The following is a 12,190-nucleotide window of genomic DNA, read 5'->3' on the forward strand; positions in this document are numbered from 1 at the left end:
ACAAGACAAGCTGTCGCGGCGGCGTATATACAAATCGAAGGTCAGGCTATGAGCACTCCAGGAAATCCTTTCGGCAATTCGTCCGGCAATGCACCACAGGGCCGTTTCCAGGACGAGATGACATCCCCGCAAACTCTCAATCTTGCTCCCGGCGGCGAAACGGCGGACACCCTGGTGAAAGACACGACCACTGCGGCATTCACCGCCGATGTGATCGAGGAATCACGCCGTCAGCCTGTGCTTGTCGACTTCTGGGCACCCTGGTGCGGGCCCTGCAAGCAATTGGCACCAATAATCGAGAAGGTCGTCGGGGAGGCGCGTGGCAAGGTCAAGCTTGTCAAACTCAATATTGACGACCATCCGGCCATTCCCGGGCAGTTGGGCATTCAGTCCATTCCCGCTGTCATCGCCTTCGTTGATGGCCAACCCGTCGACGGTTTCATGGGCGCTGTTCCCGAATCGCAGATACGTCAATTCATCGAGAAGCTGGGCAAGGGCCAGGCCGATCCGGTCCAGGATGCTCTCGAAGCAGCCCGACAGGCGCTTGCCGAAGGGCAGAACGATCATGCAGCGCAGATTTATTCCGCCATACTCCAGCAGCAACCGGACCAGGCGGATGCGCTCGCAGCCATCGCCGAAATGCTCTACGAGGCCGGTGAGAGGGACAAGGCAGAAGAACTTCTCGGGCGGATTCCCGCAGACAAGCAGGACCTTCCGGCTGCAGCCAGCCTGAAGACCCGCATGGCGCTGGATGCACAGGTTGCCGAGCTTGGCGATCCGATTGCGCTTGAACAGCGGGTCGCGTCCGATCCCTCCGATCATGATGCAAGATTCAATCTGGCACTGGTGCGCAATGCGCAGGGGCGCCGCGAGGAAGCAGCGGAACATCTGCTGACCATCATCAAGAACGATCGGCAATGGAATGATGATGCTGCCCGCTCCAAGCTTCTGGAATTGTTTGAAGCCTGGGGCATGACCGATCCCGCAACCCTGGCTGCCCGCCGCAGGCTCTCATCGCTCCTGTTCTCCTGAACCGGCAAAAGCTCGTGCACTTGGAATTTGCCCGAGGCGCCCCAGATTAGTGCACTGGGCGAGCACGCTTAACATCTGGAGTATGGCTTGAAGGCTGGAAACCGTCTCTACCGTTCGCCGGCAGATTTGCCGGACGTCATTCCCGTCTTTCCGCTGGCAGGCGCCCTTCTTCTGCCGGAGGGGCTTCTGCCGCTGCAGATATTCGAGCCGCGTTATGTCGAGATGCTTGATTTCGTTCTCGCCACACACCGCCTGATCGGCATGGTACAACCTCAGATCACCGATGATCAGGATGAGGTTCCACTGCGTCAGGTTGGGTGTGTTGGCAGAGTGACCACTTTTTCCGAAACCGGGGATGGGCGGTACAGGATCACTCTGGAAGGCATAAGCCGGTTCACAATCCTGGAAGAAATACTGACGGACAGGCCATTCCGGCAGTGCCGCATCGAAGCCTTTCCGGCCGACTTCACCGCTGATGATACGGCTGGCAGTGTGGACCGCGACGGGCTGATGCAGGCATTCCAGGATTATCTGGAAGCACATGATCTCGAGGCGGACTGGGATGGGGTGCAGCGCGCGGAGAACGCGGCGCTGGTCAATGCACTATCGATGATGGCCCCCTACGGACCCGAGGAGAAACAGGCACTTCTGGAAGCTCCCGATATCCGCCAGCGTGCCGATACGCTTGTTGCAATTACCGAGGTCATGCTGGCGCGTGAGAGCGGTGACGGGAACAAGCTGCAATAGAATTCGAACGCTAGGACTGGTTAAGGGATGACGGAAGAGAAGGGAGAGGCTGCACCAGGCATGGACCGCAAGATGCTTGAGCTTCTTGTATGCCCATTGACCCGTGCACCGCTCAAATGGGATCCGCAGGCTGGCGAATTGATTTCGCGGCATGCCGGGCTTGCCTATCCGGTTCGCGATGGCGTTCCCATTCTTCTTGTTTCGGAAGCCCGCAAGCTGGATGACGCCTAACGACGGTAGTTGCCGTCTTTTGACCGCGCAGCATGTGCAGCGGCTGCCTCAGTGAAAATTTCTACCCTTCGGCATCACGCCAGCGGCCGATCTTGCAGCAGCCTGTTTGATCTCGGTTTCCTGCCTTGCTTTCTCCATGATGATGCGGCGGGTGCGTTGGGTGGGTCTTGCGCGATGATCTTCTGCCACGGGCCGTTTCACCTCGTCGGTCTGCATCAGCGTGTCGATGTCTTCTCCGTTCTTCACGAGCGTGCTTAGGCGGATGCTCAAATCCTCCACTTTATCGGCGACGACATGAATCACGCCCGATGCTTTTTGCAGTTTCCCCGTGACCTTGATGAAGCGCGCGCCGAGAATTTGAGGGCGGAACAACTCGAAGGTCTTCGGCCAGACGATGAGATTGGCTGAGCCGGTTTCATCCTCGATCGTGATGAAAATCACACCCTTGGCCGAGCCGGGGCGCTGTCGGATAAGCACCAGCCCACTGACGGCCACCCTGCGTCCGGGGGGCGTGTTCTCGAGTTCCGATGTCGGCAGAACCCGCTCTTTGTGCAGTTCGGCGCGCAGGAAGGAGACAGGATGCGCCTTCAGGGATAGCCCAAATGCCCTGTAATCATGAACGACATGTTCGCCCAGCGGCATGGTCGGCAGGCGCATTTCGGGCTCATGGTCGCGCAAGGGGCGGTTATCCTGCTGGAAGAGCGGAAGACCCTCTGCTGCAGCTTTCGGATCGAGCGCCTGAACTGCCCACAGCGCCGAGCGTCTGTCGAGGCCCAGGGAGCGGAACGTGTCCGCTTCTGCAAGGCGCGCCAGGACGCTGCGGGTGAGGCCCGAGCGAAGCCAGAGATCGCGTACAGAATCATAACCGCCTCCGCGTCGTGCCACGAGCTTTTCCATATCAGCCCGGCTCAAGCCCTTGATCTGACGAAAGCCGAGCCGCACCGCATGGCGGCAGCGGATTGTGGCTCTCATTTCCGCATGTTTGCGCGCGATGTCTTGATGGCGATGGTCCGCTTCCTCCAGAAGGCAGTCCCAGTCCGAGTGGTTGATATCCACCTCTCTTACCTCCACCCCATGTTCCCGCGCATCGCGCACGAGCTGCGCGGGCGCGTAAAAACCCATGGGTTGGGAGTTGAGGATCGCGGCGCAGAATATGTCTGGATAATAGGCCTTGAACCAGCAAGAGGCATAGACCAGCAGGGCGAAGGAGGCGGCGTGGCTTTCGGGGAAGCCGTATTCGCCAAAACCCTCGATCTGGCGAAAGCAGCGCTCGGCAAAATCGCGCGGATAGCCGCGTGAAACCATTCCGTCGATCATCTTCTGCCGCATGGCGCCGATCGTACCAACGCGCCGGAATGTCGCCATGGCACGCCGCAGCTTGTCGGCTTCGCCAGGAGAAAATCCACCCGCCTCCACGGCGATGCGCATGGCCTGTTCCTGAAACAGGGGGACACCCAGTGTCTTGCCCAGGATGTTGCGCATTTCATCCGTCAGATATTCAGGCTGCTCCTTGCCTTCGCGCCTTCGCAGATAGGGATGCACCATGTCACCCTGGATGGGGCCGGGACGCACGATGGCGACCTCGATCACCAGGTCGTAGAATTCGCGCGGGCGCAGGCGCGGCAGCATGGACATCTGCGCGCGGCTCTCAATCTGGAAGACCCCGATCGTGTCTGCCCGGCAGATCATGTCATAGACTGCGCCTTCCTCCGCCTTGCGCGAGGAGATGTCCGCCAGCGAAAGCGGCAGGTCGTAGTGATCCTCAAGAAGCGTGAAAGCGCGCTTGAGGCAGGTCAGCATGCCGAGGGCGAGAATGTCCACCTTGAGGATGCCCAGAGCCTCCAGATCATCCTTGTCCCATTCCACCATCTTGCGTTCTTCCATGGCGGTCTGGACAATCGGCACGATCTCGTCCAGCCGGTCGCGGGTAATGACAAAGCCGCCTACATGCTGGGAGAGGTGACGGGGAAAGCCCATGATCTGATTTGCAAGCGCCATGAGCTTGTTGGTGAGCGGATCCTCTTGATCAAGGCCTGCCGCACCTGCCTCGCGCTCGCCGACTTCGGCTGTCGACCAGCCCCAGATGGAGCCGGAAAGAGCTGCCATGGCGTCTTCCGACAATCCCATCGCCTTGGCCACTTCGCGCAGGGCGGATCGCGCGCGATAGGTGACAACCGAGGCGGCGAGAGCTGTACGCCGAGCGCTGTATTTCTCGTAGATATAGGCAATGATTTCCGGACGCCGTTCATGTTCGAAATCGACATCGATATCCGGGGGCTCATTGCGCTCGGGTGAAATGAAGCGCTCGAACAGATGGTCGATGATGTCGGGGCCGACATCCGTGATACCCAGGCAGAAGCAGATGATGGAGTTGGCAGCCGAACCCCGGCCCTGGCACAGAATGCCGCGCGAGCGGGCGAAGGCGACAATGTCGTTCACCGTGAGAAAATAGCGCGCATAATTCATCTGCGCGACGATGTTCAGCTCATGCTGCAGTGTCTGGCGCACCTTTTCCGGCGTGCCCTGTGGCCAACGACGCGCGGCTCCCTCCCAGGCCAGCCGCTCAAGCTCCTCCTGCGGATCACGGCCGCCGGTGGCTTCATCGGGGTAGTTGTATTTCAGTTCCTCGAAGGAAAACTGGAGTTCGCTTTCAAAACGCAGCGTTTCCTCCAGAGCATATTCATGACCGCGGAAGAGGCGCGCCATCTCGCGTGCGCTTTTGAGATGCCGCTCTGCGTTGGGAGCAAGCGCAAAGCCGGCATTGGCAATGGTCGTGTTCAGCCGCGTGGCGGTCAGCATGTCCTGCAGCGGGCGCCTGCCGGGGGCGTGATAGAGCGCATCATTGGTCGCCATCAGTGGCGTGCCGGTCTGGAGGGCAAGCTGTGCCAGCTCTTCCAGACGATAACGGTCATCTCCACGATAATCCGGGGTAAAAGCCAGTCTGAGCGCACCCTTAAACGGCTGAAGAAGCTGCAAAAGATCCTGCAGTTCATCAGTGGTTTTCATTCCCGGCAGAAGAGCAAGCGACATTTGCTCTCCCCATTCCAGGAGATCGGTCATAAGAAGGTGAGGTGCACCCTTTTCACCGCGCAGATTGGCGGCGGTAAGCATGCGGCACAGATGCCCCCAGCCCTTGCGGTTGCGCGGATAGGCGAGCATGTCGGGCGTATTGTCCGAAAAGACGAGCCGGCAGCCCGGATGGTAGGTGAGACCTGCTTCACGGGCGGCCAGCCAGCCCCGCACCGTTCCGGAAACCGTGTTCCGGTCAGCTATGCCAAAGGCGTGATAACCCAGCCGGTTTGCCACCACCGCCAGCTCTTCGGGATGAGAAGCGCCTTCGAGGAATGAAAAATTGGAGCGAATGCCAAATTCCGCAAAGGGCGGGGGCGCTTCACTTTGGCGGAGTGCAGCCGGGGCGCTCATGGGAAAAAGCCATGCATGAACCAGCGCGGATGGTTTTCACCTTCGCCATAAAAACCTTCCCGATAAAGCCAGTAGCGACGGCCTTCGGTATCCTCGACACGAAAATAGTCGCGGGCCGGTGGAGCGCTTGTGCGCCACCATTCACCGGCTATGCGTTCTGGACCTTCCGCGCGCGCAACGCGGAAAAGCGCTCGGCGCCAACGGAAGGAAAAAGGCGGGCCTTCGGGAATTTCTGCGGCAGCTTCCACCGGCTCGGGCCGGGTCAAAAGGCGTATGGGGCGTATGGGTGAGGGCTCTTGAGAGAAGCGCTGATCCGGCTTTGCCTGGGCGAAACGGGTAAGGGCGACCGCGCGTTCGGGCTGATGACTCATCTGCTTTTGGGGAATGAGAATGGCGCTGCTTCCAAGGCGGGCGCTGATGCGATCTGCCAGAAGCGCCAGGCCTTCCCCCTCGTCCTCCTGTTGCCCCGCAAGATCACCCTGCCTTGCGTCGAAGGGGGCGGAGGCCGGCACGGCGAGACGAACAAGATCGAAGCCATAACCGGGATCAAGGCTTTCCTCGAGCCGGGCCAGCTTCTCGTGGAAGAGGCGGGTTATTGCCACGGGATCACGCAAGGGCCGTGAGGTGCCGATGGAGATGCGGCTGACAGCTCCGTCGACCCGAAACAGAGCAAGCTGAAGCTGGCGCGCGCCTTGATCGCGCTGTTCAAGGTCTTCCTTCAAGGTGGTCGCCAGCATGCGCAGCAGGCTCTCGATTTCCTCCAGGGTGCCGATGGGGTCGGAGAGATGTCGCTCGACAGAAAGGGGGCTTACGGGCAGACGGGGGGAAATGGCCTCTTCGATATTGCCCAGCGCCTGGTCGATACGGGTTGCCAGATGGCGACCAAACCGGCGAACGAGCGGCGCGCGCGGCGCATCAAGAAGGGCTGCTATATTTCCAAGCCCCACGCTTTCCAGGCCCGCCACGGTCTTTTCATCCAGCCTCAGCGCGGCCAAGGGCAGGGGATCGAGTGCTTCGGCCTCGCATCCATCGGCAATTTCACCGGGAGGAGGGGAAAAGCGGGCGGCCGCCCAGGCTGCACCGGGGGTGGAGGCCAGTCCGGTGCGGATATCGAAGCCCTGCTGCAAAAGCCGCTCGACAATCTCCTCCAGCATGCGGCTTTCTCCTCCGAAAAGATGGGCGCAGCCGCTGATGTCGAGAAAGAGGCCATCGCCCTCATCGCCGAGCGCCACCAGCGGGGTGTAGCGGTCGCACCAGTCCGCCAGACCTTCCAACAGGCGCTGGTCGGCCGGTCGATCAGCTTCAATCACTTCCAGCGAGGGGTGCATTGCGCGCGCATCGGCAATGCCCATGCCCCGGCTCAGTCCTGCAGCCTGTGCCTTCTCATCAAGAGCCAGGATGCGCTGGGCATTGTTCTGGCGCTCGCTGATGACAAGCGGCAATGCCTCAGCCGGAACGGCGTTCATCCGCCAGCGGGCGCCATGTCTGCGGCGCAGGATCCGATCCGTTGAAAGACGCGGAAAATACAGCGCCAGTATCCGGCGTCTGCCCCCTGTTCCTTGCGTCTTCGGGTGCGGCTCTTTCCTGAAAAGTGAAGTCATCTGCGTTCCATTCCAGCCAATAGGTTCCGGTCCTGCCGGAACGGCTTTTCCTCAGTTCCACCTGAAATGCAGGCGGGCCAATGGAGCGCGGCAGGGCATTTTGGCCGATGCGGCGGAAAGTGGAGGGGGCGGGGGAGATGCACAGCCTGACCAGAGCAGCGCTGGGCTGTCCGGCTTCTTCCTTCGGGCTTGAATGGCGAATGAGGAAAAGCGGCATGAAGGCCCGTTCCGCGCGATGGCGAAGCCGCCGTGTGGCGGTCAGATCAAGTCGTGCAGGAGCGCCTTTCAATTCCAGAAAAACGGCTGAAAATGCGCCGGCCTTCGTTGCTTCCTCGGCAATCCAGAGTGCATCTTCAATCCTGGGGGCGTGAGCCAGGAGAAGTTGCTCTGCGGACAGGGCGAAGAAATGCTCAAGCCCCAGCGCATAAGGAAAACCTGTTTCGAAGAAGGTCTCATCCAGCCCCACCCACAAAACCTGCCGGGCGTTGCTTGAGGTCTTGCGGGAGGCTCTTGCGGCCAGGGCAAGGGCAAAGCCGCTCACTGCACCGCTATCCCTGCTCTGACTGCCGGAAATGTCTATCAGCGTGGGCTGCTGGTCACCCAGGGCAGCATCCAGCGCATCCATCCCGCTGTCGATCGCCAGGCAGGGGCGGCCATTGCGGCGCAAAACCGTGGATCCACCCTGAGAGGCAGGCTCCAGCTGTTCAGGCAGCTGGCCTTCAATGCTGGCTATCTTCTGACGCAAGGCATAAAGGGTGCCCTGCGCCATGACATCGGGTGCCATGCCGTTCACTCCCGGCTCATTTGTTCCTGTTATGTTCCTATCGATTCCAGAGGGGCGTCAGAGAGTCAAGAAGGATTTTATTCCTCTTTGGGAAAAGCTTCCGCTACTCAAGGATCAGAGAGATCAGACTGCCTCTCGAAAGTTCGGTGCGAAACCGCTATATGGCCCTTCAACAGGACTAGTCATGGCACGCATCTATCAGACCCGAGCATGGTACAACCAGCTTTCCCCTTCCGTTTCCGAAATGGAACTCATGGCGCTGGAAACCTATGCGAATCTGCCGCAGGATTTTCGTGATCTCACAGGCGAGATCGTCATTCAGATAGCGGAATTTCCAAGCGAGGAGATCATGGATGATCTCGCGCTGGAGACTCCGTTCGATCTTCTGGGCCTGTTTGAGGGGCGCGGCATAGCCGAGCGCTGGAACCCTGCCACCGGCGAGGGGCCCAACCGCATCACGCTCTTCCGGCGCGCAATTCTCGATTACTGGGCAGAGAATGAGGAAACACTGGGCGACATCATCGCCCATGTGCTCATTCACGAGATCGGCCATCATTTCGGCCTGTCGGATGACGACATGGCCACGATCGAGGAAAATGTTGCCTGACAGGGCAGGCTTGGCCGCGAAGCGGGTCTATTGCTGTCCCAGCTTCATGTCGGGCGTGTATTCCTTGCCCGGCACTTCCTTGACCACGGCCTGGCCGCAGCGCATCACGCCTTCCTTGGCATCCCAAGCATAGGTCGGGCTGCCGTAAAGCTCCCAGCCCTTGTTCAAGGCAGCTGTCACCTTGTGGCAGAAAACAGCGTCATCGACTTCGGTGAGCAGGCGGTAAAGCTTCATTCTTCACTCTCTTCGGCTTCTTCCACGGCACGCGCCTGGGCAAGCAGGACTTCCGCCTGCTCCAGATGCAGCCGCTCCAGCATACGTCCGTTCAGCGAAACAACATTCGTATCCGCATTTTCGGGGCGGGAGAAGATGTCGACAATCTCCCTTGCTTCCATCACTTCCCGGGCCGTTGGCGCGAAAATGGCATTGGCTGGATAGACCTGCGCGGGATGGATCAGCGTCTTGCCGTCAAAGCCCATGGCGCGGGCTTCAGCGCATTCCCGGGCTACCACATTCATGTCGCGGAAATCATTGGCAACACCGTCGATGGCTGCGATCCCGGCAGCGCGGGCCGCAACGACAATCTGCATGAGAAGCGGGCGCAGCACGTCACGATCCGACGAAGCGCGCAATTCCTTCACAAGGTCGTTGGTTCCGGCGATCAGGCAGTCAAGTCTTGCAGCCGGGTTGCTGCCCAGAGCCGCGATGGGCCCGGCATTGATCAGGGCCTGAGGCGTTTCCATCATCGCCCAGAGCTTGAGCGTGGGCGGTGCATCCATCTCATCCAGCGCCTCATCGGCACTCAGGATGTCGCTTGGGCCATTGACCTTGGGCAGCAAGATCGCATCAGGCTTCATGCCGCGCGCGGCGATCAGGTCGTCCGCTCCCCACTCGCTCGACAAGGCATTGATCCGCACCACAGTCTCACATGAGGGCCGGGCGTCGGACAAGAGAAATGCGCGCAGCCGCTCTCGCGCCGCAGCCTTCTCAGCAGGCGCGACGGAATCTTCCAGGTCGAAGATAACTGCATCGCAATTCAGCGAGCCGGTCTTCTCCATGGCTTTGGGGTTGCTGGCGGGGCAGTAAAGGACCGACCGCCGCAGCTTGAAGGACGCGATTCTCATCGTTGCATTCATGATCGAGATACACCTTCTGCGCAAGTGGGCTTGCCGGGCTTTGCCTTGCCGCAAAGCTCGTGTAAATGATGCTTTGAGAGGAGTACCGTCGCGTACGCTTCACCGGATTCAAACAAGGTCTGTAACCATGAACAGCTTCACCACGCTCACCGGCGTTGCCGCCCCGCTGCCAATCGTCAATGTCGATACCGACATGATCATCCCGAAGGATTATCTCAAGACGATCAAGCGCACCGGTCTGGGCAAGGGGCTGTTTGCCGAAATGCGCTACAATGAGGACGGATCGGAAAATCCGGATTTCATCCTCAACCAGCAGGCCTATCGCAATGCGAAGATCCTGGTTGCAGGCGACAATTTCGGCTGCGGTTCAAGCCGCGAGCATGCGCCATGGGCGCTGGCCGATTTCGGCATCCGTTGCGTGATCTCCACCAGCTTTGCCGACATTTTCTACAACAACTGCTTCAAGAACGGCATCCTGCCCATCAAGGTCTCGGAAGAAGAGCTTGAGAAACTGATGGATGATGCCGAGCGCGGCTCCAATGCGACATTGACGGTTGACCTGGAGAAGCAGGAGATTCACGGTCCGGATGGTGGCGTGATCACATTCGAGATCGACGCATTCAAGCGCCACTGCCTGCTCAACGGGCTCGATGATATCGGCCTGACCATGGAAAAGGCGCCCGCCATCGAGGCTTTCGAGGGCAAGTATTCAGAAACCCGCCCCTGGGCATGACCTCACATGAGCAAGCGCCGGCTGCTATCGACTGGCTCGCCGTTCGAGAAGACGGCGGGCTACAGCCGGGCTGTGGTTGATGGCGAGTGGTGCTTCGTGTCCGGCACCACTGGCTATGACTATGCAAACATGACCATGCCCGAGAGCGTGGAAGAGCAGACGCGAAACTGCCTCTCCACGATTGAGCGCACACTCAATGACGCCGGATTTTCGCTGCCGGATGTCGTGCGCGCCCGTTACCATGTCACCGACCGTGCCTATGTATCGAAGGTCTTTCCCATTCTGGGGCAAGCTTTTGGTGACATCCGTCCCGCCGCGACCATGACCATCTGCGAGCTGAACGAGCCGGAGATGAAGATCGAGATTGAAGTGACCGCATTGAAGCGCGATCGCGTCAACTGACCGGACTGGCGTACCGCGCGGTTCTCCATGGGCCTTGCGCGCAATCGGGTCCCTCGCTAGCAAGAGTGCGATCAAAATTCCGCACAGTGAGGCACCTATGGCAACGCGCAAGCTTCTTCTTCTTCCCGGCGACGGTATTGGCCCAGAATCCATGGCCGAAGTCCGCAAGCTCATCGACATGATGAACGCCGATTTCGGCGCCGGTTTTGAAACCGAGGAAGGGCTTGTCGGCGGTATCGCCTATGATACGCATGGGCAGTCGATCTCGGACGCTGACATGGACAAGGCCATGGCTGCCGACGCCGTTCTTTTCGGCGCTGTCGGTGGTCCGAAATGGGATGGCGTGCCTTACGAGGTTCGTCCGGAAGCCGGTCTCCTGCGTCTTCGCAAGGAGATGGAGCTTTTTGCCAATCTGCGACCTGCCATCTGCTATCCGGCCCTTGCAGCATCCTCTTCCCTGAAGAAGGAAGTGGTTGAGGGGCTCGACATCCTGATCCTGCGCGAACTCACCGGCGGCGTCTATTTTGGCGAGCCAAAGGAAATCATCGACCTTGGCAACGGCCAGAAGCGCGGTATCGACACGCAGGTCTACGATACCTTCGAGATCGAGCGGATCGCCGGTGTTGCCTTCGAGCTGGCGCGTACGCGTTCCAACAAGGTCTGCTCGATGGAAAAGCGCAATGTGATGAAGTCCGGCGTTCTTTGGAACGAGGTCGTCACGGCGACGCACAAGGCGAAATATTCCGATGTCGAGCTGACCCACATGCTGGCCGATGCCGGCGGCATGCAACTCGTGCGCTGGCCCAAGCAGTTCGACGTGATCGTGACGGACAATCTGTTCGGCGACATGCTGTCCGACGTCGCAGCAATGCTCACGGGATCGCTCGGCATGCTGCCCTCGGCCTCGCTTGGTGCGCCTGATCCCAAGACGGGTTCGCGCAAGGCGCTTTACGAGCCGGTGCACGGTTCGGCGCCGGATATTGCAGGGCAGGGCATTGCCAATCCGATCGCCATGATCGCCTCCTTCGCCATGTGCCTGCGCTATTCCTTCAACATGGTCGAGGAAGCCGATCGGCTGGACCAGGCCATTGCCGCTGTTCTCGACGACGGTCTGCGTACCCGTGACCTGATGTCGGAGGGCATGAAGGAAGTGGGCACCGTGGAAATAGGCGATGCCATTGTCGCGAAATACAAGGCGCTCGCCGCCTGATAACGTTGTCTGGCGGCGGGGGCAGCACCCCTGTCGCCGGGCAAGCGCGTTGACTTCCCGAAGATTCGCCTTAAAACAACCCTCGTGAACGGAGACCTTTTGTCCATGCGCGCAATCGAAGCGCTTGCACAGGCCGACATGACGAGTGTTATCGGGAACGATGACGCAGCGCTCCGCTTTACCAAAACGACAGCCAAAACGACCGTCAAAACGGTCTGACCTTTCCTGGCTGCTCGTTCCCTCCCCGAGCCAGTCGGGGAAGGTGAAACCCGCCGGGCCAGCGG

At 59.9% G+C, this 12,190-nt stretch carries 12 protein-coding genes; 7 read left to right on the forward strand and 5 right to left on the reverse strand.

Annotated features, from left to right (window positions below; translation table 11 throughout):
- Positions 1–48: 48 nt before the first annotated feature.
- The 3 genes from trxA to EL18_RS13580 all read left to right on the forward strand — a co-directional run bounded on the left by trxA (position 49) and on the right by EL18_RS13580 (position 2,010).
- Complete coding sequence (gene trxA / locus EL18_RS13570; protein ID WP_036485398.1) at positions 49–1,032, forward strand: thioredoxin; 984 nt, start codon at positions 49–51, stop codon at positions 1,030–1,032.
- An 87-nt stretch (positions 1,033–1,119) separates the two neighbouring features.
- Entirely contained in the window at positions 1,120–1,779 is a 660-nt protein-coding gene (locus tag EL18_RS13575; RefSeq protein WP_036485400.1) for an LON peptidase substrate-binding domain-containing protein, read from the forward strand.
- Positions 1,780–1,806: 27 nt separating this feature from the next.
- Positions 1,807–2,010: a Trm112 family protein gene (locus tag EL18_RS13580; protein ID WP_036485409.1), complete on the forward strand. Its 204-nt coding sequence runs from the start codon at positions 1,807–1,809 to the stop codon at positions 2,008–2,010.
- Positions 2,011–2,058: 48 nt separating this feature from the next.
- Here the strand turns inward: EL18_RS13580 and EL18_RS13585 are convergent, their stop codons facing one another.
- The 3 genes from EL18_RS13585 to EL18_RS18225 are packed head-to-tail and all read right to left on the reverse strand — an operon-like array spanning position 2,059 to position 7,818.
- A complete protein-coding gene (locus EL18_RS13585) occupies positions 2,059–5,433 on the reverse strand; it encodes an error-prone DNA polymerase (protein ID WP_036485411.1) in 3,375 nt (1,124 codons plus the stop codon).
- Positions 5,430–6,899, reverse strand: coding sequence for a Y-family DNA polymerase (locus EL18_RS13590; protein ID WP_036485413.1), 1,470 nt, complete (start codon positions 6,897–6,899; stop codon positions 5,430–5,432). Before EL18_RS13590 ends, EL18_RS13585 begins: the two co-directional genes overlap by 4 nt.
- On the reverse strand, positions 6,880–7,818 hold the full coding sequence (locus EL18_RS18225; protein ID WP_051914282.1) for an ImuA family protein: 939 nt from the start codon (positions 7,816–7,818) through the stop codon (positions 6,880–6,882). Before EL18_RS18225 ends, EL18_RS13590 begins: the two co-directional genes overlap by 20 nt.
- Positions 7,819–8,002: 184 nt before the next feature.
- On the opposite strand from EL18_RS18225, the gene EL18_RS13600 reads away from it, so the two are divergent.
- Complete coding sequence (locus EL18_RS13600) at positions 8,003–8,425, forward strand: metallopeptidase family protein (protein WP_036485415.1); 423 nt, start codon at positions 8,003–8,005, stop codon at positions 8,423–8,425.
- Between the two features lie 27 nt (positions 8,426–8,452).
- Here EL18_RS13600 and EL18_RS13605 read toward each other — a convergent pair whose 3' ends face one another.
- A complete protein-coding gene (locus tag EL18_RS13605) occupies positions 8,453–8,659 on the reverse strand; it encodes a DUF1737 domain-containing protein (RefSeq protein WP_036485418.1) in 207 nt (68 codons plus the stop codon).
- A complete protein-coding gene (locus EL18_RS13610) occupies positions 8,656–9,549 on the reverse strand; it encodes an HpcH/HpaI aldolase/citrate lyase family protein (RefSeq protein WP_036486386.1) in 894 nt (297 codons plus the stop codon). Before EL18_RS13610 ends, EL18_RS13605 begins: the two co-directional genes overlap by 4 nt.
- Positions 9,550–9,688: 139 nt before the next feature.
- Here EL18_RS13610 and leuD point away from each other — a divergent pair, with 139 nt between their 5' ends.
- The 3 genes from leuD (at position 9,689) to leuB (ending at position 11,906) form a co-directional block, all read left to right on the forward strand.
- Positions 9,689–10,294 (forward strand): 3-isopropylmalate dehydratase small subunit, encoded by a 606-nt coding sequence (gene leuD / locus EL18_RS13615; RefSeq protein ID WP_036485421.1) that lies wholly within the window; start codon positions 9,689–9,691, stop codon positions 10,292–10,294.
- A gap of 6 nt (positions 10,295–10,300) precedes the next feature.
- Complete coding sequence (locus tag EL18_RS13620) at positions 10,301–10,696, forward strand: RidA family protein (protein WP_036485422.1); 396 nt, start codon at positions 10,301–10,303, stop codon at positions 10,694–10,696.
- A gap of 97 nt (positions 10,697–10,793) precedes the next feature.
- Positions 10,794–11,906, forward strand: a complete 1,113-nt coding sequence (gene leuB, locus EL18_RS13625) for a 3-isopropylmalate dehydrogenase (RefSeq protein ID WP_036485424.1) — start codon at positions 10,794–10,796, stop codon at positions 11,904–11,906.
- The last annotated feature ends 284 nt before the right edge of the window (positions 11,907–12,190 follow it).

The organism is Nitratireductor basaltis (assembly GCF_000733725.1).
Lineage (GTDB): Bacteria > Pseudomonadota > Alphaproteobacteria > Rhizobiales > Rhizobiaceae > Chelativorans > Chelativorans basaltis.